This is a genomic window from Larsenimonas rhizosphaerae (assembly GCF_026240105.1).
Classification (GTDB): Bacteria; Pseudomonadota; Gammaproteobacteria; order Pseudomonadales; family Halomonadaceae; genus Larsenimonas; species Larsenimonas rhizosphaerae.
Genome location: NZ_JAPIVE010000003.1, coordinates 298,310 through 321,127, shown reverse-complemented (window position 1 = coordinate 321,127; position 22,818 = coordinate 298,310). Strand labels below are relative to the sequence as shown.

21 protein-coding genes are annotated in these 22,818 nt (G+C 57.5%); 9 read left to right on the top strand and 12 right to left on the bottom strand.

The genetic code is table 11. The features are described 5' to 3' along the window. Positions 1–185 precede the first annotated feature (185 nt). The 3 genes from OQ287_RS11525 to lpxL are packed head-to-tail and all read left to right on the top strand — an operon-like array spanning position 186 to position 3,833. A complete protein-coding gene (locus OQ287_RS11525) occupies positions 186–1,691 on the top strand; it encodes a TolC family outer membrane protein (protein ID WP_265896515.1) in 1,506 nt (501 codons plus the stop codon). Positions 1,692–1,727: 36 nt separating this feature from the next. Beyond that, positions 1,728–2,819, top strand: coding sequence for an alanine racemase (gene alr, locus OQ287_RS11520; RefSeq protein ID WP_265896514.1), 1,092 nt, complete (start codon positions 1,728–1,730; stop codon positions 2,817–2,819). Between the two features lie 60 nt (positions 2,820–2,879). Further along, entirely contained in the window at positions 2,880–3,833 is a 954-nt protein-coding gene (lpxL, locus tag OQ287_RS11515) for an LpxL/LpxP family Kdo(2)-lipid IV(A) lauroyl/palmitoleoyl acyltransferase (RefSeq protein WP_407658254.1), read from the top strand. 46 nt (positions 3,834–3,879) lie between these two features. Here the strand turns inward: lpxL and OQ287_RS11510 are convergent, their stop codons facing one another. The 5 genes from OQ287_RS11510 to OQ287_RS11490 form a co-directional block, all read right to left on the bottom strand. After that, on the bottom strand, positions 3,880–4,347 hold the full coding sequence (locus OQ287_RS11510) for a hypothetical protein (protein WP_265896513.1): 468 nt from the start codon (positions 4,345–4,347) through the stop codon (positions 3,880–3,882). A 163-nt stretch (positions 4,348–4,510) separates the two neighbouring features. Then, positions 4,511–6,172, bottom strand: coding sequence for an energy-dependent translational throttle protein EttA (gene ettA, locus OQ287_RS11505; protein WP_265896511.1), 1,662 nt, complete (start codon positions 6,170–6,172; stop codon positions 4,511–4,513). Between the two features lie 169 nt (positions 6,173–6,341). Then, entirely contained in the window at positions 6,342–6,554 is a 213-nt protein-coding gene (locus tag OQ287_RS11500) for a PA3496 family putative envelope integrity protein (RefSeq protein ID WP_250939128.1), read from the bottom strand. A gap of 97 nt (positions 6,555–6,651) precedes the next feature. Next, positions 6,652–7,092, bottom strand: coding sequence for a PAS domain-containing protein (locus OQ287_RS11495; RefSeq protein WP_250939129.1), 441 nt, complete (start codon positions 7,090–7,092; stop codon positions 6,652–6,654). A gap of 91 nt (positions 7,093–7,183) precedes the next feature. Then, the gene (locus OQ287_RS11490; protein ID WP_265896510.1) at positions 7,184–8,512 is read right to left on the bottom strand and encodes an MFS transporter; all 1,329 of its coding nucleotides are present in this window, start codon (positions 8,510–8,512) and stop codon (positions 7,184–7,186) included. Between the two features lie 79 nt (positions 8,513–8,591). Between OQ287_RS11490 and OQ287_RS11485 the strand changes: the two genes are divergently transcribed. Further along, the gene (locus OQ287_RS11485; protein WP_250939131.1) at positions 8,592–8,858 is read left to right on the top strand and encodes a SelT/SelW/SelH family protein; all 267 of its coding nucleotides are present in this window, start codon (positions 8,592–8,594) and stop codon (positions 8,856–8,858) included. Between the two features lie 15 nt (positions 8,859–8,873). Here the strand turns inward: OQ287_RS11485 and OQ287_RS11480 are convergent, their stop codons facing one another. Continuing rightward, positions 8,874–9,851 carry a zinc transporter ZntB gene (locus tag OQ287_RS11480; RefSeq protein WP_250939132.1) on the bottom strand — a complete coding sequence of 326 codons (978 nt, stop codon included), beginning with the start codon at positions 9,849–9,851 and terminating at the stop codon, positions 8,874–8,876. A gap of 151 nt (positions 9,852–10,002) precedes the next feature. Here OQ287_RS11480 and OQ287_RS11475 point away from each other — a divergent pair, with 151 nt between their 5' ends. Further along, positions 10,003–10,914: a DMT family transporter gene (locus OQ287_RS11475; protein WP_250939133.1), complete on the top strand. Its 912-nt coding sequence runs from the start codon at positions 10,003–10,005 to the stop codon at positions 10,912–10,914. Between the two features lie 21 nt (positions 10,915–10,935). On the opposite strand, the gene OQ287_RS11470 is transcribed toward OQ287_RS11475, so the two are convergent. Further along, positions 10,936–11,619, bottom strand: a complete 684-nt coding sequence (locus OQ287_RS11470) for an arylesterase (RefSeq protein WP_322974125.1) — start codon at positions 11,617–11,619, stop codon at positions 10,936–10,938. On the opposite strand from OQ287_RS11470, the gene OQ287_RS11465 reads away from it, so the two are divergent. Together OQ287_RS11465 and OQ287_RS11460 are read left to right on the top strand one after the other, a co-directional pair. Continuing rightward, positions 11,618–12,334: an ABC transporter ATP-binding protein gene (locus tag OQ287_RS11465; RefSeq protein ID WP_250939134.1), complete on the top strand. Its 717-nt coding sequence runs from the start codon at positions 11,618–11,620 to the stop codon at positions 12,332–12,334. The two genes, OQ287_RS11470 and OQ287_RS11465, sit on opposite strands and share 2 nt — an antisense overlap. A gap of 2 nt (positions 12,335–12,336) precedes the next feature. Then, positions 12,337–14,832 (top strand): ABC transporter permease, encoded by a 2,496-nt coding sequence (locus tag OQ287_RS11460; protein ID WP_322974124.1) that lies wholly within the window; start codon positions 12,337–12,339, stop codon positions 14,830–14,832. Here the strand turns inward: OQ287_RS11460 and OQ287_RS11455 are convergent. Further along, positions 14,829–16,199 carry an O-antigen ligase family protein gene (locus OQ287_RS11455; RefSeq protein WP_265896506.1) on the bottom strand — a complete coding sequence of 457 codons (1,371 nt, stop codon included), beginning with the start codon at positions 16,197–16,199 and terminating at the stop codon, positions 14,829–14,831. The genes OQ287_RS11460 and OQ287_RS11455 overlap by 4 nt on opposite strands. A 200-nt stretch (positions 16,200–16,399) precedes the next feature. On the opposite strand from OQ287_RS11455, the gene glyA reads away from it, so the two are divergent. After that, a complete protein-coding gene (gene glyA, locus OQ287_RS11450) occupies positions 16,400–17,665 on the top strand; it encodes a serine hydroxymethyltransferase (RefSeq protein ID WP_265896504.1) in 1,266 nt (421 codons plus the stop codon). Between the two features lie 142 nt (positions 17,666–17,807). Beyond that, the gene (locus OQ287_RS11445) at positions 17,808–18,818 is read left to right on the top strand and encodes an NAD-dependent epimerase (RefSeq protein ID WP_265896503.1); all 1,011 of its coding nucleotides are present in this window, start codon (positions 17,808–17,810) and stop codon (positions 18,816–18,818) included. On the opposite strand, the gene OQ287_RS11440 is transcribed toward OQ287_RS11445, so the two are convergent. The 4 genes from OQ287_RS11440 to OQ287_RS11425 are packed head-to-tail and all read right to left on the bottom strand — an operon-like array spanning position 18,806 to position 22,584. Then, on the bottom strand, positions 18,806–19,732 hold the full coding sequence (locus tag OQ287_RS11440; protein WP_265896501.1) for a hypothetical protein: 927 nt from the start codon (positions 19,730–19,732) through the stop codon (positions 18,806–18,808). The genes OQ287_RS11445 and OQ287_RS11440 overlap by 13 nt on opposite strands. Then, positions 19,732–20,865 carry a UDP-N-acetylglucosamine 2-epimerase gene (gene neuC, locus OQ287_RS11435; RefSeq protein ID WP_250939145.1) on the bottom strand — a complete coding sequence of 378 codons (1,134 nt, stop codon included), beginning with the start codon at positions 20,863–20,865 and terminating at the stop codon, positions 19,732–19,734. The genes OQ287_RS11440 and neuC overlap by 1 nt, the downstream gene beginning before the upstream one ends. Further along, the gene (locus OQ287_RS11430) at positions 20,862–21,908 is read right to left on the bottom strand and encodes an N-acetylneuraminate synthase family protein (protein WP_250939147.1); all 1,047 of its coding nucleotides are present in this window, start codon (positions 21,906–21,908) and stop codon (positions 20,862–20,864) included. Before OQ287_RS11430 ends, neuC begins: the two co-directional genes overlap by 4 nt. Continuing rightward, positions 21,892–22,584, bottom strand: coding sequence for an acylneuraminate cytidylyltransferase family protein (locus OQ287_RS11425; RefSeq protein ID WP_265896499.1), 693 nt, complete (start codon positions 22,582–22,584; stop codon positions 21,892–21,894). The genes OQ287_RS11430 and OQ287_RS11425 overlap by 17 nt, the downstream gene beginning before the upstream one ends. Between the last annotated feature and the right edge of the window lie 234 nt (positions 22,585–22,818).

The following is a 22,818-nucleotide window of genomic DNA, read 5'->3' as shown; positions in this document are numbered from 1 at the left end:
CTGGTGCCCGCTCGATGTCGTTATGAGCAATTGAACTTATTATTTTCGTCGTGGCGCGTTAGACTATTGCCATGACTAACATGCAATCATGTATGTATGTGTGAACCCAATCCGGTGGAAAGCCGTGGTGGAGTCGAAGACGCTCTGCCAGCGACGTTCGCTCTCGCCGTTACAGGAACCTGTCCATGCCCAGAATGAAGTCCCTTCCGCTGGCGATCGCACTGGTGATTGCCGTACCGGCACACGCAGCCGATCTGATGACGATTACTCAGGATGCGCTCAGCAATAACGCCGGATACAACGCGTCCCGTGCGACCTACGACAGCACGCGGGCCAATGAGGACATCGAGCGTGGGGATCTGCTGCCACAGGTATCGGCGACGGCGTCCTACACGCAGACGCACACCCTTGAGCGCCAGCGTGCCTCTACCGGTGGCGCCGGTGCTGCAGGCGCAGGTGGTGTGGCAGGTGCGGGTGCCGCAGGGGCAGGTGCCAGTGATGACAATTACGGAACAACGTCCGCAGCACTTCAGGTCACTCAGACGCTGTTTGATGCCACCAACTGGTATCAGCTCGAGGCTGCCGAGCGTTCCTCGCTGCAACAGTCGTTGTCACTCGCCGGTGATCGGCAGCAGCTGATGTATAATGTGGCGGAGGCCTATTTTGAAGTGCTGCGCGCCAATGAGCTTCTGGAGACCTACAAGGCGCAGGAGCGGGCACTGAACAGAGAGCTTGAGCAGGTACAGCAGCAGTTCAATGTCGGGGTCGTTGCCATCACGGATGTGCGCTCGGCTGAATCCTCCTATGATTCCGCGCGGGCCCAGCGCATCGCTCAGGAGAGTACGGTCGAGGTCAATTTCGAGGCGCTCGAACAGCTGACCGGTCGGCAGTATGCCTCGATTGATTCATTGAAGCAGAGTCTGCCGATTCGGCCGCCCAGGCCGGCCTCCCGGGATGCATGGAGTCAGATGGCCTCCAGCCAGAATATATCTCTGCTGGCCGCCAGAGCCGGGGTGGAAGCCGCGCGCTCTGATGTCAAAACGGCACGTGCCGGCCACCTGCCGACCATCGAGGCATTTGCCAACTACGATTACAGCCGCTCGAATGCTGACTATCTGCGTGGCCATGGCGAAGATACCCAGGTGGGTATTCAGGCCAGCCTTCCGATTTACAGTGGAGGCTCCACCAGTGCCCGAGTGCGTTACAACACGTACCTGCTGGAAGAAAGTCAGTTCAACGCCGAAAACGAGTTGAGAACAGCTGTTCAGAATGCTCGTTCCTATTACGCGCAGGTAAACAATGCCATCTATAGCATTGCGGCTCGTAAAAAGGCGATTCAATCGGCCAAAAGCTCACTCGACGCGACACGTCAGGGGTATCAGGTAGGTACGTACAACATCGTTGATGTACTGGATGCAGAAGAAAATCTGTATACCTCCATCTCGGATTATGCCGATGCTCGCTATGATTATATTCTGGACATGCTGAATCTTCGTCAGGCATCGGGCGTGCTGGACCTGGGCACCCTGCAGGCGCTCAACAAGTGGCTTGATGGCGCCAATCCGGTTGCCATGATCGCGCCGGATCGGCAAAACGACAAGGATCTGCTGGCCCGGGAAATCGATACCGACGGATCGGTATCCGATGTATTCGGTAATGTTGAACAGGCTCGTCTTGACCCGGTTCGATAAACGGGTCGACGGACATGATATGCAGTGGAGTGATACATGGCGCGCCCTCTGACCGCTTCGATTGACCTTGAGGCCCTGCGCCACAACTACCGACTGGCGTGTGAGTGTGCGCCGCACAGTCAGGCACTGGCCGTGATCAAGGCCAATGCCTATGGTCATGGCGCACTGGCCTGTGCCAGGGCGCTCGAGTCACTTGCTCCCGCGTTTGGCGTGGCATCCATCGAGGAAGCCGATGCCCTGCGTGATGGGGGGATCGAGTCACCTGTAGTATTGCTGGAAGGCTTCTTTGACCCGGCCGAGTTGCAGGATATCGCCCATCGTGACTACTGGTGCGTGGTACACGCGCAGTGGCAGCTCGAGGCCCTGCTGGCCGCTGAGCTTTCGGCGCCGATTACCGTCTGGGTCAAGCTGGACTCCGGAATGCACCGGCTCGGATTTCAGCCGGCCGACCTGCCGGTCGTCTGGCAGCGGCTTGCGGCTTCTTCCCATGTCTCCGGACTTCGCCTGATGACGCACTTTGCCACGGCAGAGCTGATGGATACGGCATTATTCCAGCAGCAGGCCGCTACGGCGCAGTCCACGGCGCATCAGCTGAATGCCGATATCTGCTTTGCCAATTCGCCGGCCACGTTATGCCGACCGGAAGTGCATGGCGGCTGGAATCGCCCGGGAATCATGCTTTATGGGGCCAGCCCGCTCGAAGGTGAGAATGATCTATCACGGCGATTGAAGCCGGTGATGACACTTTCCAGCCGTATCATTGCCGTTCAGCAGCTGGAAGCCGGTGAGCCGGTAGGGTATGGCGGCCGATTTGTTACGACGCGCCCCAGCCGAATCGCCGTTATTGCCTGTGGTTATGGCGATGGTTACGACCGCCATGCACCTGACGGCACACCCGTACTGGTGGATGGCATTCGCTGCGGATTGGTCGGCCGGGTGTCGATGGACATGATGACGGTTGATATTACGGACGTACCCTCTGCAGATATCGGGACGACCGTAACGCTGTGGGGTCGTGGACCCAATGAGGCCTGTCTGGACATCAATGAGGTGGCGCGGTACTGCGATACCATCAGTTATACCCTGCTGACTGGCGTATTGCCGCGCGTGCCGCGTCATTACCCTTGATTTTGTGCAGGACGCGCCAGATACAGGCATGACTCGAAGTCACCCTGATGGCGGTCTACAATGACCGCCATTTTCAGTAATGGACAGGATATGGGCAAGAAGAAACGAACGCGTCCGGCGCATCCGGCGCATCCGTATTACTGGCCAACGTGGGCCGGCATCACCCTTATGAAACTTGGTGCGTGGCTTCCCTGGCCAGTGAAAATTGCCCTTGGCAGGATCATGGGGGAGTGCGTCTGGCGTTTTGCCAGGCGGCGCCGTCACATCACCGAGACCAATCTACGGCTGTGTTTCCCGGAGCTGGATGATCGGGCGCGAGCCCGGTTGGTACGTGAGACCTTTCATGCCAACGGGATCGGCATTCTTGAAACGGCGACCGGCTGGTGCCGTGATCCGGAGCATCTGCGTCATCGGGTCGCCTTCAAGGGCCATGAGCACATGGTGCAGGCTAAAGCGCAGGGCAAGGGGGTGCTGATCATCGGCATTCATTTTTCCACCCTGGACCTGGGCGGAGCGCTTCATTCCCTGTTTTTTGATGCGGATGTGGTATATCGACCGCATGACAGCCCCGTGTTCGAGTCTTTCATGACTCGGGCGCGTCGCCGCATCTTCGGGGCGGCCATTGATCGTCACGATCTGCGCGGTGTGGTAAAGCGCATCAAGTCAGGGCGTGCAGTGTGGTACTCGCCGGACCAGGATTTCGGGAGGGAAGCCAGCGTGTTTGCCCCCTTTTTCGGGGTTGAAGCGGCCACGATAAAAATGACGTCCAGAATTGCCGGGATGACGGGAGCACCGGTCATGCCGCTGATATTTCACCGTAATCCGGACAATCGCACCTATACGCTCGAGTATCTGCCCGCCATTGCCGATTTCCCGACCGGCGATGAAGTCGCCGATGCGGCGCGGGTCAATCAGGTTATCGAGCAGGCGATACGCCGTCATCCGGAACAGTATCTGTGGTTGCACCGTCGTTTCAAGACCCGCCCCGACAAGCGGGATCCTTCCCTGTACTGACGAGCCTCCCATGCCATGTGTCATCTGCAAGCGTGTGCGATAGCACTCACCCTGTACAGGCCAGGCGCTCAAGTGTGATGCTACCAACGGCCTCACCGCTTTTATCCGTAACGTGGTAGCGCAGCGCTCCCTTGTTATTCAGTATGCGACGCATGGGATTATCCCTGGGTCCGTTGCACAGTGCATAGCGCATGCGGTCATGAAGGTACCTGTTGATCCGAGCCTGTGAGGCAGGGTGTCTGCGAAGCTTGGCAATAATGCTGCTGCGTGTCTCGGTAGCCTGTACGTGCAGTACCAGAGTGGCCTTGTCGGCCTGGGCAGCGATGATTCGCATATCGGCGGCGGCGGGCAGTGGAAGTGCTTCTGAAAGGGCAGTGGCCGTGTTGGTAACGACCTGGCACATGCGCGCATCAAGGTGTCGGGAGTAGGGGCAGCCTTCGTTGATAAGGACGTAAACGTAAAAGCATACGGCGCCAGACAGGATCATGGCTGCGACGGCGATTTTTTCCTTCACGCAATATGACCTCAGTCATTATATTTCCGAGCGTGCTGAAAAGTATAAGGTGTGCGGCTGGTGACAAAGCGTCCGTGTATCGTGATTAATAATTCCTGTTTCATGCATTGAATAAAAAACGCCCCATTGGGGGGCGTTTCATTATAAAGCAGTCGAACCAGACTCAGGCATCAATACGCTTGTACTTGGTGCGCTTGGGGGTATCGTTGCCGACACGTTTCTGGTGGTCTGCCTCATATTCAGCGTAATTGCCTTCAAAGAAGACCACTTCGGAGTCACCTTCATAAGCAAGAATATGGGTGGCAATACGGTCAAGGAACCAGCGGTCATGCGAGATGACCATGGCGCAGCCCGGAAAGGCCAGCAGGGCATCTTCCAGAGCACGAAGGGTTTCAATGTCCAGGTCGTTGGACGGCTCATCCAGCAGCAGAACGTTGGCCCCCTGCTTGAGAGTCTGAGCCAGCTGCAGACGGCCACGCTCACCGCCGGAAAGATCCTTCAGGTATTTCTGCTGATCCGTGCCCTTGAAGTTGAAGCGGCCGACATAGGCGCGTGACGAGACTTCGTAGCCATTGATATTGAGCATGTCCTGACCGTCGGATACTGCTTCCCAGACGGTCTGGCTGTCCTGCATCTTGTCCCTGAGCTGCTCGACGTAGGCAATTTTAACTGTTTCGCCGATGACGACATCACCCGCATCCGGGCTTTCCATGCCGGTGACCAGCTTGAACAGCGTGGATTTACCGGCGCCGTTGCCACCGACAATACCTACGATGGCCCCCTGCGGAACGGTAAAGGACAGGTCCTCAAACAGTACCTTGCCTTCAAAGCTCTTGGTGACGTTGTGAAATTCGATGACCTTGTCACCAAGTCTCGGGCCGGGCGGAATGTAGATTTCATTGGTTTCGTTACGCTTCTGGAAATCACCGGACTGCATTTCCTCGAAGCGATTAAGGCGTGCCTTGCTCTTGGCCTGGCGTCCCTTGGGATTCTGGCGTACCCATTCGAGCTCCTGGGTAATGGCCTTCTGACGAGAGGCTTCCTGCTTGGCTTCCTGAGCCAGACGTTGCTCCTTGGTTTCAAGCCAGTTGGAGTAGTTCCCTTCAAACGGGATGCCGCGGCCACGGTCAAGTTCCAGAATCCACCCCGCAGCATTATCCAGGAAGTAGCGGTCGTGGGTCACGGCGACGACGGTGCCGGGGTATTCAACCAGAAACCGCTCAAGCCAGGCGACGGATTCAGCGTCCAGGTGGTTGGTCGGCTCGTCGAGCAACAGCATGTCCGGGCCGGACAGCAGCAGGCGGCACAAGGCAACACGACGGCGCTCGCCCCCTGAAAGATGAGCAATCTGTGCCTCCCAGGGCGGCAGTCTCAGTGCCTCGGCAGCCACTTCCAGCTTGCGCTCCAGGTTATGGGCGTCGCTGGCTTCAATGATGTTTTCAAGCCGTCCCTGCTCGGCGGCCAGGGCATCGAAATCAGCGTCCGGATCGGCGTAGGCGGCATAGACTTCATCCAGTCGTGCCTGAGCATCCTTGATGACCGAGACGGATTCTTCCACGATATCGCGAACCGTCTTGCTGTCATCCAGTTCCGGTTCCTGGGGAAGGTAGCCGACATTCAGGTTCGGCATCGGGCGAGCTTCGCCGTTGAATTCCGTGTCCACGCCCGCCATGATCCGCAGCAGCGAGGACTTGCCAGAGCCATTCAAACCCAATACGCCGATCTTGGCGCCCGGAAAGAATGACAGGGAAATGTCTTTCAGGATTTCCCGTTTGGGTGGCACGATCTTGCCGACCCGATTCATGGTGTAAACGTATTGCGCCATGGGAGTCCAGTTACCTTGCTTTGAAATGAGTGCGCCGGCAGTGCGCCGGGCAGTAGTGTTCGGTGTGTGATGATAGAGGCAGGCGAGGCGCAAGGCCAGCCATCAGCCAGGGCGGGTAAACGACGCGACCGCCCGAAGGCGGTCGCAATGAGTGCAGCAGGAAGGTGTGTTACTCCTCCTCGTCAAACTCGTCATCGTCATCGTCGAGGTCCCAGTCATCCTCGATCACTCGTTGCAGTCGGCGTTCTTCAAGAAAGGACTCAAGACGTCGGCGACTTTGAGGGTCGGATTTTCTGGGGCGACGTGTCTCGAAATCGTCGTCATTGACCGCATCGTCCTGCAGGTCATCGTCATCAAGGTGCAGCTCTGTTGAACTCATCATTCACCTCCATCGCAGATGGTCATGAACGCTGTATAGCGTGATGGCTTGAAGGATGCAACCCCTTTTCAAAACGTTACTTGACTTTTAAATGAAATATTCAGCTTTCTTTCCGGCCGAGTTGCTCACGAAGTCGTTCCAGTTCCAGACGCATTTCCATCATTGAGGTTACGTCCTTCTGGACACCAATGAAGTATTGCAGTTCATCTTCACTGTCAAAGACTGGCGTCATTGACAGTTCGTTCCAGAAGAGACTGCCATCCTTTCGATAGTTGCGAATGATTTCACGGCACGCTTTCCCTTCGGTCAGGGCGTCTCGGATACGGTCCAGCCCGGGCTGTTGGGTATCGCCATTTTGAAGAAAGCGACAATCCCGATAGAGGATGTCATCGGCGCTGTAGCCTGTCAGCCGCTCGAAGCCCTGGTTGACGTAGATCAGAATGTTTTCGTTGCCTTCCTGTTCAGCCACCACGATGCCATCGTCGGATGAGTTGATGACGCGTTCAAGCAGAGCGGGGTCGATCATGTGCGGTCGTTCCATGGGCCAGAGTGTCCTTGATCAGTGGTCCATCGCGCCGGAATAGTCACGTGCGCAGGTCGGTGGTGGTCTACAGGGAAGCACCCGCATGGCGTTACGGGGATGCTTCGGCATTCGGCAGACGGTGTGCAAGTAAAGAAGCCAGCAACAGGCTTATTGTAAGCAAAAGTAACGCCCGGGTACTACCCAGTCCATGGGTAACCCATCCGATTGTTACACCCAGCACCAGAAGCATGATGCCGGTAGTGGTATTGGACATGGCGACATACATGGCTCGGTTGTCCCTGCCGGCCAGGTTGACCACGTAGGCCTTGCGGCCAAGACGGATGCCTGCATGGGCGACCATCATGACGGCATAGAGGGCCGCATAAGGCCACACCGTATGCAGCCATGCAAAGGGAAGCAGCGTCAGCAGGGTTACCAGAGCAAGAGCCGCCGCGGCCAGCAGGCCAGCATTGCGCATCACGCGATGGCTGCCCTGATCCGCCTGCTTTCCCCAGACAGGGCTTGCCAGCATGCCGGCAACTCCTGAAATCAGGATCAGCACGCCCAGCCCCTTCAGATTTTCATCACTGTTTTGCTGTGCAAGCAGTGCCATGTACGGGAGGGACAGGGCGCTGCCGAGCAACAGCGTACGACATAGATTGAACATCAGAAAGTTGCGATCCGTCCGCAGTGCCCGCAGGCCATCGCCCATGATGGTCAGTGCATTCCGTCCGCCCTGGGTTGCACCGGCATCTTCCTTCAGCCACAGCGCGCATAGTGCGTTCAGAAGCCAGCCGATGGCAGCGATTGCCAGTAGCACCGCCAGGGCCGATCGGTCCGGATGGTTGCCGAGCAGTACGATCACAACGCCGGCGATCAGTGTGGCGGCACCTGCCAGACTGCCACTCCAGCCCAGAAGACGGCCTCGACGATCCTTGTCGATGGTCTTGCCCAGCACATCCTTGGTAGCGATCGAGGTTATCCCCCGTGCCAGCGACAGGATGGCAAGTACTGCCAGTACAAGACCACCGCCCAGTGAAGATGATCCATAAAGGGCGATCAATGACAGCGCCAGCGCGGATACTGACTGAAGAAGGCTCCCCACGGCCCAGGCATACTTGCGCTGTGGCAAGGGGCGAATAAACGCCGCTACCAGCAGTTGGGGCAACAGCGAGCCGGCTTCACGAATGGGGACCAGCAGACCGATCATCCAGCCCGGCGCACCCAGCGCGCCCAGAAGCCAGGGGAGTATCAGGCGGGCACTGGCGAGCTCGTCTGCCAGCTTGTTGCCGAGTGACCCGATAAGCTGCTTGATGAAATTGCCGGGTTGCTGATGACAGGCACTCTCCGGTATATCACGACAGGCACGGCTATCTTCATCATTGGCAAGTTTTTCATAGGCGTAGGTGAGGGAGTCGTCCACACTGTTTAAAGCCATGTTACTTCCTTGTCTCTCATGGCGATCAATCGCTAAAGTTGCAAAGCGTAGCCCATAACTTTCATTGATAGGGACCCGGATGAGAATCACGATTCATTATTGTACCCAATGCCACTGGCTGATGCGCGCCGCCTGGTATGCCCAGGAACTATTGCAGACGTTCGGCGAAGATCTGGACGAAGTGGCGCTGGCCCCCAGCCATGGCGGCCACTTCGATATTCTCGCCAATGGTGAGCTGATCTGGGATCGCAAGCGGGACAACGGCTTCCCGGCCGTGAAGGAAATCAAGCGGCTGGTACGTGATCGCCTTGACCCCGGACGTGATCTTGGTCACCTGGATCGCTGATTCTTTCCTGCCGGTCTACCACCAGCGCTTGCGTTTCAACAGCCACAGTTGGGCAATGATGATGGCCACCACAATGGCGACAAAAATGGTAAAGCCATAGTGGTTTTCCGCGCCGGGAATTCCGCCAAGATTGATGCCCATCAGGCCGGTCAGGAAGCCCAGTGGCAGAAAGATGGCGGTAATGACCGACAGTAGATACATTCGGTCATTGAGGCGTTCATTTCTCTCGCTGTTGAGCTGTTCCTGCAGCATCAGGGCGCGCTCCTGCATGGCCTTGATGTCTTCCACATGGCGTTGCAGCTGGTTGGCAGATTCACGCAGCCACAGGCTGGCGGTTTCTTCCACGAACGTTTTGTTTTCAGCCAGTCTGTTCAGACAGTCGCACTGGGGTTCCATGAAGCGGCGAAGTGTCACCAGGGAGCGGCGCAGCTTGAGCAGTTCATCATCATCGGCCATCGGAACATCATTGAGCTGATCTTCTTCCAGCTTGCCCAGCCGGTCATCCAGCTCGATTCCCAGCTCTCCCACCTTGTCGATCATGGCATCGGTCATGGCACCGAGCAGCTCGGAGACATTGTGGGGGCCTTCACCGTCGTGCAAATAGTTGCGCACCAGTGTGATGGATTGCAGCGGTCTGCGCCTCAGGGTAATCAGCCGGTTGTGCGTCAGCCAGACCCGAAGGGAAATCATGTCGTCCGGTGCCGCACCCGGGTTGAGGTTGATGCCGCGAAGGGTAGTGACCAGACCGCCATTGAATCGGCCCACACGAGGCCGGGTCTGCTCCTCGAGCAGGGCTTCGATGATGTCTTCGTGCAGGTCGGCGATATCTTCCAGATAGTTGGTGGCATCGCCCCGGCTGAAGTCCAGATGCATCCATATGGGGGCGGGGTCGGTTTGCCAGATCTGGCTGAGGTTATCCCGCTCCAGTGCGTGCCCCCGACCCAGGCCATCCAGGCGATAGGCGGCCACCAGTGACGTATGCGTTTCGGACATGACTCTCTCCTGAGGTGTCGGCAAGGCCGGCACAGGGTTTATTGATTCGGGGCGGGAATGAGACCAGGCTGTTCCCTGTATATTGGCCGCATGATGCGAGGCGTGCGCGAGCGCGGCAAGTCTGATTTATTCCAGCCACGAGGAAAGTGCAGTGACACAGGATCAACGCGCGATAGGTTATGGGCTGGGCGCCGTGGCATTGTGGTCAACGGTGGCGACTGCCTTCAAGTGGTCGCTGGCCGAAATGCGCCCCATTGAACTGATCAGCATTGCTTCAACAGTGTCCTGGGTCTTTCTGGGCGGACTGCTCCTGTATCAGCGTCAGGACCGCCGGATGCTGCTGCGTGGCTGGGGTACGGCTCTCTGGGCCGGGATGATGAATCCGGTGGCGTATTATCTGGTGCTGTTTGCCGCCTATGACCTGTTGCCCGGGCAGGAAGCCATGGCCATCAACTATACCTGGGCGCTGGCGTTGGCGCTGCTATCGGTTCCATTGCTGGGACACCGGTTGACTGCGGGCGACATGCTATCGAGTCTGGTCAGCTATTTCGGTGTGTGGGTGATCGCCACGCGAGGCGATATCTTCAACATGGCCTTTGAAAGCCCGACGGGCGTAGCCTGTGCACTGATCAGCACCGTGATCTGGGCGCTTTACTGGCTGCTTAACCGGCAGGATCATCGTCCGCCGCTGGTGGCGCAGTGGCAGAACTTTACGGTGGCCTTGCCTGTGCTGTGGGCACTGGTGGCCTGGCAGGAAGGGTTTCATGGATACAGTACCGGTGCGCTGGCCGGCAGCATCTACGTCGGGTTGTTCGAAATGGGTGTGTCCTTCGTGCTGTGGCAGATGGCCGTGCACCGCATATCGCGTACCTCGAAGATTTCCAATCTGATTTTTCTGTCCCCGCCCATCTCATTGCTGTTGTTACATGTCGTGATCGGCGAGCCCATCAGTCTATCGACCCTGTGGGGGTTGATGGCCATTCTCGCCGGTTTGATCCTGCAGCAGGTCGCTGCCCGCCGCGACCGCAGGCATCATCCGACTCCGCTGAGTGATGCCGGATGATGCCTTCATCTGAACAGCGACTTAATCATCGGTCTTCAGCGGCGGCAGACTCAGCAACTGGTCAACTACACTCCAGACATTATCGAGCACCGTTGGCTGGGCTGCAGCATTGGGGTGGATGCCGTCCTTTTGCATCAGGTCATCATTGAAGGCGATGTTGTCGAGAATGAACGGCTTGAGCGGCAGGCCGTATTTTTCAGCCAGCTCCGGGTAGATATTCTTGAAGGCATCCGAATATTGCGGGCCATAATTGGGCGGAATCATGATGCCTAGAATGCCAACCTTCGCCGGATAGTCACGAATCATCTGGATCATCTGATCCAGGCGGTCGTTGATCTGCCGGGGAGGCAGCCCTCGCAGCCCGTCGTTACCGCCCAGTTCCAGCAGTACGATGTCCGGGTCGGTCTGCTTGAGCGTCCGGGGCAGGCGCGCCAGGCCGCCCGAGGTGGTTTCGCCCGAGATACTGGCATTGATGACCTTGTCCTCATTGCCCAGGCGCTGTTGCAGCAGGTGCACCCATCCCTTGTCTTCAGGCATGTTATGGGCCGAACTCAGGCTGTCACCAAAAACCAGGATCGTCTGTGCGCTGGCCGGCATCGACGTCAGAAGGCCCATCAGGGCCAGAGTCAGTGCGCCGATGCCCTGCCGGGTACGGCACCAAATCACCGGTGTGAACGGGTGTAATGTCAGGAGTCCCTTGAGCATGTCTGAAGCCTCATCCTTGCAGGAAAAACAAGCACGCACGGTGTTGTGCGCACGGCAGTTGACGAAAAAGGTGCGCTCCGGCGCCCATGAACTGACTGTTCTTGATGCGCTGGAGTTACGTATTACGGCTGGAGAGCGCCTGGCTATACTCGGCCGTTCCGGGTCGGGGAAGTCTACCCTGTTAAGCCTGCTGGCAGGCCTTGATACCCCCACCAGTGGCACGCTGAGCCTGTTTGGTGATGCCATGAGTGACAGTGACGAGGATGGTCGTGCCCGGCTTCGTGCGGGTCGGGTCGGGTTCGTGTTTCAGAACTTTCAATTGTTACCGACCCTGACCGCCCTTGAAAATGTCACGCTCCCGCTTGAATTGACCCACGCCCGTTCAAAAAGTGCCACGGCCCGCGAATGGCTTGAACGTGTCGGCCTCGGTGCCCGGTTGGACCACCTGCCGCGTCAGCTCTCGGGAGGGGAGCAGCAGCGCGTTGCGATCGCCCGTGCCTTTGTTACCTCCCCGGAGCTGGTATTTGCCGATGAACCCACCGGCAATCTGGATCATCGTACCGGGCACGATATTACCGAGCTGCTGTTTACGCTCAATCGCGAAAAGGGCACAACGCTTGTACTGGTAACCCATGATGTCGCGCTGGCTCGTCAGTGTGAGCGTCAGCTGGAACTGGTCGATGGTCAGCTTCACCCTCTGGTCGAGGAGGAATGAGCATGCTGTTGCTGGCCCTGAAAAGTCTGCGCCGTGACTTGCGCGCTGCCGATGTGCGCGCGCTGCTGGTGGCCATGATCATTGCGGTGGCAGCCACCACCATGATCGGCTTTTTTCTCGACCGGTTGACTCAGGGGCTGGAACGCCAGGCCGGCCAGCTGCTGGGGGGAGATGTGGTACTGGTAAAGGGGGCTGCCTTCAGCGATACGCAGCAGCAAAGGCTTCGGGCAGCGGGGTTCGATATCAGCCAGCAAACGCAGCTGATATCGATGGCCAGCCATGACGGGGCATTTCAGTTGGCCAGTCTCAAGGTCGTTGATCGCGCTTATCCGCTGTATGGCCAACTGATGATTGATGCCGGCCAGGGCGCACGTGCCACGCAGGGGCCACCCTCTGACGGTCGTGTATGGATTGATCGGCGGCTGGGCCGTGCCTTGTCCGTGACCCAGGGTGATACCTTCCAGCTGGGTCGGTCGCGCGTGGAGGTGGCCGGCTGGATCCAGCGTGAGCCTGACCAGCGTGGCGGGCTCGAAAGCCTTAATCCTCATATCATGCTGTCACCATCAACATTGATGGCGTCACAGCTGATCCAGCCTGGTTCGCGATCCACCTGGCGACTGATGGGGCGTGGCAGTGCCGATGCCGTGGCCCGGATACGACCATGGCTTGAGCAGCTCAAGGATCAGGGTGTTCGCGTCATGGACGTACAAACGGATAGCCCACGACTGGGCCGCACGCTTGATCGAGTACAGAAGTATCTGAGTCTGGCCGGGCTGGCCGCCGTGCTGCTGGCGGGGGTTGCTGTCGCCATGGCCACGCGTCGCTATGTGGATCGCCATCTGATGACGGTCGCCATGATGCGCTGCTTCGGTAGCAGCCGCGCCGACTTCAGTCGCCTGTTTGTTTACCAGTTAAGCTGGCTGGCACTGGCCGCCTCTCTGGTCGGCGCGGGTCTGGGCTGGCTGGGGCAGTACGGGTTGGCCTCCATTCTGTCCTCAATGCTGACACTGGCTCTGCCAGCGCCAGGTCTGGCGCCACTGGGCCTGGGAATACTGACGGCAGTGGCCATTCTGGCCGGCTTTGCCGGACCGACGCTGCTACGTCTTGAAAACGTCAGCGCCCTCAAGGTACTGCGTCGTGAACTCGATCCTCTGCCAGCATCTGCCTGGGTGGTCTTGTTGATGGCCAGCGCTGTCTTCGGTGCGCTGCTATGGCTTTACAGCGGTGATGCCCCTCTCGCCGGCTGGGTCGTTATAGCAGGTTGGGGTGTCATGGGGGTGTTGTGGGTTATTTCACTTGGATGTCTGGCAGGGCTATCCAGGGTGTCATCGCTGCTGGGTGGTCCCTGGAGGATGGGAATTCGTCAGCTGGGGCATCGGCGGCGCTCCAGTCAGAGCCAGCTGATCGCCTTCACGCTGACGCTGGCAGCAGTGGGGTTCATCGCGCTGGTGCGCAGTGACCTGCTGAGTGACTGGCAGCAGCGTTTGCCCGAGCAGGCGCCAAACCAGTTCGCGATCAATATTCAGCCTGCCGAGCGAGACGCTTTCGTGGCGGCGCTGGATAACATCAGCTCTCGCCGAAGTGATGTTTATCCGCTGGTTCGTGGGCGGATCAGCGCCATCAATGGTCAGTTGCCCCGTGAAGCAGTGCCGGAAGACGCCCGTGACGATGGCAACCTGCGGCGTGAACTGAACCTGACCTGGCGGCGTACGCTTCCTGAGGCGAATCGGATAACCCGCGGTGCCTGGTTTGCCTCTGACCCAGTCGACGCTGGTGGTCCCGTGCCTATCTCAGTGGCCGAGCGGCTGGCCACCCGGCTGGGCCTTTCCCCTGGCGATACCATGACGTTCGAGATTGCCGATCAGCATGTGACGGCCAGAATTACCAGTATCAGGAAGGTGGACTGGGAGAGCTTTCAGCCCAACTTCTTCGTTATTTTCCCACCCGGCGTGCTGGAAGGCTTCAGCCACAGTTTCATCACGGCATTTTACGTGCCGCCGAAAGATGCTCCGGCCATTGGCTCGCTGGTATCAGAATTCCCGGCGGTGTCCTTTCTGGATATCACTGCCATTCTGGACCAGGTTGACCGCATTCTGGATCAGGTGTCACGCGCCATTGCCTTTATTCTGCTGTTTGTGGCGCTGGCCGGTGTGGCGGTGTTGTATGCGGCCCTGGTCGCTTCCCTGCCGGAGCGGGCCCATGAAGGCGCGCTGCTGCGCGTATTTGGAGCGCAGCAGGCGTATTTGAGGCAAGCGCATATCAGCGAATTTGTCATGCTGGGTGGACTGTCGGGGGTAATGGCGGCGATGGTGGTTGAAGCCGGGCTGGCAGCATTGTACGCCGGCTGGCTGGACTTGCCTGTGGCGTGGCATCCGCTGCTTTGGGGTGTGCTACCGGCTGCAGGCATGCTGTTTGTGGGAGGGCTGGGGGTTGCCATGGCGCGCCCGCTGCGTACCCAGGCCCCTGTCCGGAGCCTGGGATTGCTTGATGAGATTTAACGGCTGGATTCCAGGCGGTGCCGCAAATGAAAGCTGTAGGCCAGGCCACCGGTCATGGCTGCCATGAAATAGCCTGTGTCGTAGTTGATGTAGCTTTCGAAGCTGTTGACCACCGCCCAGAACACGCCGAACAGCACCAGAAATACCAGTATGTCGGTAGGCATGTCGCCGCGTCGCCAGGCCATGAGGGCTCCGCGAATGATGACGCCGATCGCCGCCGCCATTACCGCTGTGCCGGCCAGCCCGTTGGCAATCAACAACGACAGGTAGCTGTTGTGGAAATGGCGCAGATTCTTGTGTGCAGCGATATCACCCAGTGTTCCCTGGCCGACCGGGTGCATGCTTTCAAGCAATAGCGGGATATGGCTTTTAGGCCCCCAGCCGAACCAGGGGTGCTCAAGCCATGTCTGAATGCCGTAGTACCAGGCATGGATGCGAAAGCCAATACTGGTCATGGGGATATCGGTCAGATCGCCCTGCAGGATATGGCGGATCACACCACTTTCAGCGGTCATACGGGTCAGGAGCATCGGGCCGAGCACTACTGACAGCAGCCCGATGGCAATAATGATCAGTGCACAGAGGCTCAGCCCGCGCCGGCGGTACGCCGGCTTTCGCAATGACGTGATCAAAAGCCCCATTAGACTGATGATGATGACCAGTATCAGGCCCAGCCAGCTGGCACGGGTTTTCACAAGTAGCACGCCAAATGCGGACATCCCGAAGGCTGCGATCATCAGTGCGGCTGACAGGCTCTTCCATCCTGTGGATGCCTCGCCGTGACGCAGCCAGCCCGTGAATCTGGGAGCAAGGCAGCTCAGTGCAATGAGTACCACTCCAAGCGCTACTCCCGCATGCTCCCAGTTTTTAAACCCCAGGGTGGGGCGATTATTGGCTGTGAGCTGAAACCAGTACTGAGGGTGGAGGGTCAGGTAGACAAGCGCCGTCATCACCATACCCATGAGAAAGAGCCCCAATGCCAGCCCTGTTCGCAGATGATGTCCGTAGAGAAACCAGGCTACCGGTAATACCAGGAACAGCTTTGTCAGATGGCGCATCGAGGTGATCTGATCGTCAGCAAACGCCGGGAAATGCGCCATGGCAAAGGGGAGGGTGACACATTGCAGCAAGAGCCAGATGACCAGCAGGATCAACAACGGGTCCCGGGCCATGCGCCCCCGTGCCGGTGTGCAGACGGCGCCGATGATAAACATGACCAGTACCACGGCTTCAAGCTGGCGTGATACCTCAAATAAAACCGACCAGCAGCCCAGAAACAGAAGTGTTGCTATCAGCCCGATTCGATAGGCCCAGCCGGGGGAATGGGCTGGCGGCGGTCCCATAAACAAGGCGATACGGTTCGGCATTGGGTTGTCCATGAGCTAATGGTGAAAACTGGATTTTACGTTATTTATTGTATGTTTTAAGCAGGAGCAGGGACCTGAATTGCCGGCTTTTATCATGAGTCGTTGTCCGGCGCTGCATGACTGCCTTTCGAGTGAAACGTTCATACGCCTGCGCTATGATGACCGCTCACTTTTTGCCTGTCTTTGTTGAGGACTGCTTCATGTTCAGACGTGATATGACGATTGCCGGATTTGATGACGATATCGCCAGCGCCATCTCCGAGGAAGTAGCGCGTCAGGAAGCTCATATCGAGCTGATTGCATCAGAAAACTATACCAGCCCGCGTGTAATGGAAGCTCAGGGCTCCCTGTTGACCAACAAGTATGCGGAAGGTTACCCCGGCAAGCGTTATTACGGCGGTTGCGAGTTTGTCGACAAGATAGAGCAGCTGGCCATTGACCGGGCCTGTGAACTGTTTTCCTGCGATTATGCCAATGTGCAGCCTCATGCAGGTTCCCAGGCCAACAGCGCCGTGTTTCAGGCGCTGGTCAAGCCCAATGACACGATTCTTGGCATGAGCCTGGATGCCGGTGGTCACCTGACCCATGGTGCGCGTCCGAACTTTTCCGGCAAGCACTACAATGCCGTTCAGTATGGCCTGAACGAGCAGGGGCTGATCGATTATGACGAGGTCGAACGCCTGGCGAAGGAACACCAGCCGAAAATGATCATTGCCGGGTTCTCGGCATATTCACAGATCATCGACTGGGCGCGTTTCCGCGAGATTGCCGATGGTGTTGGCGCCTACCTGTTTGTTGACATGGCGCATGTGGCCGGTCTGGTGGCAGCAGGCGTTTATCCCAGTCCGCTGCCCCATGCACATGTAGTAACCACCACGACTCACAAGACATTGCGCGGCCCGCGTGGTGGCCTGATCCTTTCGGCCGCCGGCGATGAGGACCTTTACAAGAAGCTGAACTCGGCCGTGTTCCCGGGTGGGCAGGGCGGCCCGTTGATGCACGTGATTGCCGGCAAGGCCATCTGCTTCAAGGAGGCACTGTCCCCCGAGTTCAAGACCTATCAACAGCAGGTGCTGGATAATGCCAGGGCCATGGCCGAGGTCTTCATCGAGCGCGGCTTTGACGTGGTCTCCGGAGGCACGGAAGACCATTTGTTCCTGCTGTCACTGATCAAGCAGGGTGTGACCGGCAAGGATGCAGACGCATCACTGGGGCGTGCGCACATTACCGTCAACAAGAATGCCGTTCCAAACGATCCGCAAAGCCCGTTTGTAACCTCCGGTCTGCGCATTGGTACACCTGCGGTGACTACGCGTGGTTTCAATGTTGAAGACTGCCGTGAGCTGACAGGCTGGATCTGTGACATTCTTGATGTGCTCGAGAAGGGCGAAGACACCACGGCTGTTGAACAGGACGTTCGGGGCAAGGTCGAGAAGATCTGCCAGAGACTGCCGGTTTACGCTTAATGGTGCGTTAATGTTTTCGGCGTCAACTATGGCGTCGAAGGCTTGATACGAAAGCCGCGCCCTGTGCGCGGCTTTTTTTGTTTAAACCAGTGTGACGGGGCAGGGATTGTGCACCGGGCACGTGTTCAGGAGCGGGCATTACATGAACATTCTTGTTACCGGTGTGGCCGGGTTTATCGGGCATGCGGTTGCCAGACGGCTGCTGACGCGTGGAGGAGACCGGCTCATCGGGGTGGATAACCTGAATGATTATTACGATCCGGCACTCAAGGAGGCGCGGCTGAATGATCTCGCGCAACATGGTGACGTGCATGTTGAAAACATCGACATTGCTGATACCGAGGCAATGCGGGATTTCTTCGACCGTCATGCCGTGGATGCGGTAATACATCTGGCGGCCCAGGCCGGAGTGCGCCACTCGATCGAAAACCCGCATGCCTACGGCCAGACCAATCTGGTGGGGCAGATCAATATCCTTGAAGGCTGCCGTCGGCACAACGTACGGCATCTTGTCTTCGCCTCATCAAGCTCGGTATATGGCCTGAATGAGAACATGCCCTTTGCTCCCGACCACACTGCAGACCATCCGGTCAGCCTTTATGCAGCAACCAAGCGAGCAGGAGAGCTGATGGTTCACAGTTATTCTCATCTGTATGGGCTGCCCGCTACCGGTCTGCGTTTCTTTACCGTCTATGGTCCGTGGGGCCGCCCGGACATGGCGCTTTTCAAGTTTACGCGAGCCATTCTGGCCGGAGAGCCGGTCAGCGTTTATAACGAAGGAAACATGGCCCGGGATTTTACCTACATTGACGATATTGTTCAGGGCGTACTGGATGTGCTGGACCAGCCTCCTCAGGCGAATCCCGAGTGGGATGCGTCGGCGCCTGCGCCGGATGGCAGCAGTGCACCTTACCGTGTTTTCAACATTGGCCGGGGCGAGCCGGTACCGCTGATGGATTTTGTTCGCGCGATCGAGCGACACACCGGCATCCGTGCGCAGATCAGGTACATGCCCATGCAGCCAGGTGATGTGCCTGCCACATGGGCCGATACGGCGTCGCTGGCCAGCGTGACGGGATACACGCCAGGCACCTCGATAGAGCAGGGCATCGGTGCCTTTGTCGACTGGTACCGATCCTTTTACGGTGTATGAATCTCGGGCAGCCGGGTAAAGCCAGGCAGACATTCCAGCCAGTGGTAGACGCGTTCGATATCGTCACTGCGCTTGAGAATCCTGTCGGCCGTTGGCTTCATGTAAAAGGCGCGAATATCAGGGTAGTCACTGGCCAGATTGATCAGTGCAGATGAGAACAGGGAAACAAGCCCTGCCGGTGGAGAAGGCTGCATTTCAAACCAGTGTTCGATGGGGACCGCCGGGTCAACACGTTCAAAGCCCTCGGGCAGGGCGCGTGGCTGCTCGCTGCGATGAGGATAATAGACAATGCGTTGGTGCGGAAAGGCGGCTCGAGCGCAGGCCAGCTGCTGCTGATAATCCTCTTCACGCATGATGCCCTTCTCTACAACACAGCAGCCAATGAAAAGCACCGCATCGGTATCGAGTGGCTTCTGATGGCTCGCCGTTGGCAGTGAAATGACCTCAAGAGACGGGCACAGGGTCTTGAGGGGATAGCGCGATATGAACAGCGGTCTGAAACGCGCCAGGCCTGCAAACATCTTCTGACGCCCCTTCGCAGCCTGTTCCGCGATGACAAGGGATGCCGTACCGTCATCCATGGCGATAAATCCTCTGAACCCTGGATGCAGCGCAAAGAACTTGAACAGTTTGTTGCGCCAGTCGCCGCTATATACCTTGAAATTCCCCTCCGGTGCTTCACGAAATACAAAGCGAAGACGGCGTGACAGTGCATTGGTTTTGGCAGTAATGTGACGAATTTCTACCTGCCCTGCCAGTTCACCCAGGCTGCAGAGTACTCGCTCATGGTCTCGCCCGAAGGCGTGGTCAAACAGGAGGATGCGTACCTCCTCGCTCGGCAGGTCGTAATAACCAATGATGCGTCGTGCGCTATCGGCCTGAAAGGGTGAGCTGATGCAGAACAGATGCTTCATTACGGCGCCTCGACATCCCTGAATTGCTTTTGGTGACTGGTTTGCCAAAGCCTTGATTCATTCAGGGCCGCCATGAAATGACTCACGCTGTTGCCGTCGCCGAACGTCGCCTGTGGCGAGAACTGTTTCCCTGCCATGAGCCGTATCGCACTGGCGATCGCCCCCTGATCATTATTTACATTCATGATGCTGTCACAGGCAGGAATGCGGCCCTGCTGGCGGGAACCGATGTTGATGGCCGGCGTACCGTATACCGGTGCTTCTCGCACACCTGCGCTGGAATTGCCGATAATGCAGCGCGCCTGCTGCAGCAGCGTCAAAAAGCATTCAAACCGCAGTGATGGATAAATCGCAACACGAGGATGATCGCGATACTGCTCTATTGCTTCCAGGATGATATCGCTGCCGCTGTCATTATTGGGATAGATCATCACCAGGTTTTCTTCGCTCGCCATCAGCCCATCCATGACAGCCTTTATATGCTGTGGCAGCTGGTCGACTTCTGTCGTCACCGGGTGGTACATGAATAACGAAAAGGTACGGAAGGGCAGCCTGTAGCGATCAATCACCTCGGAAAGCGCCGGCAGCTCACTGGAGTGCATGATATCCAGATCCGGTGAGCCGATAATACGAATCGATGATTCCCTTTCTCCCATCCATTTTAAGCGGGCAGCCGCCTCGGCATTGCACACAAAATGGAGATGCGACAGCTTTGACACCGAGTGGCGGATCAGCTCATCGATGGTGCCCGAAATTTCTCCCCCCTCGATATGTGCCACCAGAATATTGTTCAAACTGCCCACAATGGCCCCGGCCAGTGTCTCTACTCGATCGCCGTGCACAACAAGCAGATCCGGGCGGTTTTCACGGACATAATCCGACAGGCCTGTAATCGTTTTGGCCAGAACGATATCCATTTCATCGCCGTGGCGCTGATTGATGTGGGTGTGGTAATGAACAAACCCTGATTTTTCTATCTCCCGATAGGTGTGCCCATAACGGGCATGCATATGCATGCCCGTGACAAAAATGTCGAGCTCAACATCGTCGGCCTGGTCAACAGCCATCATGAGGGGTTTCAGCTTGCCAAAATCTGCTCGAGTGCCGGTCAAAAACAGAACGCGCCGTGTCACTTTACATCCTCGCGCTTGAGCTGCACGTCATGCTGGATATCGCGAGCGGCGACCCTGCCTAGAAGTGCATTGTATTCGGCGGCAGAAAAGTCGCCGCTGCCCGGCCGCTTGACCCAGATATTATCCTTGCTGAGTGTCTCGCCCTCCTTGATGGGCGCAATGGCCACGACACTGGCATAAGCAAAGTCGATGGTGGGCTTTTCTTCAGGCACGGCTCCCTTGGTGCCGCCGCGCATCTTCTGCATGCGGTTGGCTTCATGGATCAGCAGGCTGCATTCCTCTGGATCCATCGAGCAGACGATATCCGGGCCCTGACGCGACTTGTGATCAGTAAAGTGGCGCTCAAGGACGCTGGCCCCGACTGCAACGGCACCCACACATGCCATGTGATCGGCGCTATGATCGGATAGCCCGACAACGGCATCCGGGAAATGGTCGGCCAGCGCATTGATGCCGCCCAGTCGAATCAGGTGATCTGGAGTGGGGTAGAGGTTGGTACAGTGCAGCAGGCAGAAGGGCACGCCGGCACGGCGCATGATGTCAACGGCAGGCTCTATGGCGTCCAGGCTGTTCATGCCTGTACTCAGGATGATGGGCTTGCCAAGGGAGGCAATATGTTCGATCAACGGGTAGTTGTTGCACTCGCCTGAACCAATCTTGTAGGCCTGAACGCCAAAGCGCTCAAGCCTTTCAGCGGCAGCTCTGGAGAAGGGAGTACTGATGAAAATTGCCCCCTGACGTTCGACATGCTCCATCAGTGCGCGCTCATCGTCCTCGTTCAGCGCGCATCGCTCCATGATGTCATAAATAGAGACGTCCGCATTGCCCGGTATGACGCCCCGAGCCTCCGATGACATTTCATCCTCGATGATATGGGTCTGGTGTTTGATTACCTCGGCCCCGGCACGGATGGCTGCATCCACCATTTCGATGGCGACATCCAGGCTACCCTCGTGGTTGATGCCTATTTCCGCGATCACCAGCGGAGGATGATCGTAACCGACGGCACGTGTGCCAATATAAAATTCAGGGTGTGCTGACATGTTGGGCTCTCAGAATGTGTTCGACACGCAGTAGGTCGTCGCGTGTATCAATATCAATGGAATCGGTAGCCGACATGAGGCTGGGGACGATGCCATCCCTCGGGAAATTCTTTCCGGTTTTCAGGGCCTGTCGGCGAAATATATAGATAGCCCCATTAGCATAACAACAATCCGGCAGGGTCTGTCGTGGCCGATAAGGTGCTTCACTGTCATACAGGCCGACCATGAACCCGTCTTCATTCAGTCGGTAGGCCTTCATCGGATGGGTGTCGGGGATGACGGCACTGATGACGCCATTTACCTCAGGCAGGAGACATTCAAAGGCCTCCCGGATATGGTGCGCGCGCCGAAGAGGAGATGTGGGCTGCAGTAACGTGACCGTTGTGGCTCTGGTGCCTTCCTGTTCCACTTCGTCCACTGCATGCATGAGCGCATCAAAGCTGGACGCAGTATCTGTCGCCAGGCTGGATGGCCGTTCAATTACTTCTGCTCCTTCGATACGTGCCGTTTCAAGGATGGCTGGATCATCGCTGGTGACGATCACTCTATCGAAGCACCCACTCTCAAGTGCGGCCGCTATAGTCCAGCCAATCAGTGGTCGACCACCAAGCAGGGCAGTATTCTTGCCAGGCAGCCCCTTCGAGCCGCCTCGGGCGGTAATAATGGCAATATTCATGCGCGTGCCGTATTTCCTGTGATTCATGGTAATAACGTATCAAGGATATAAACATCAACATGCTTATGCCTGACCCTGTCTGATGCTTCATGTCGTCATCATAAGCGAGCATTCAGTTTCCTGACGCTACGCTTTCTATCATGAAGTATACCCTTTACCTCAATTTCTCATGCCCGGCCTTCTGTATAGTGCCATCGGGCGTATGGCGTAGGCCATCTGCGCCTGGTTTCCGAG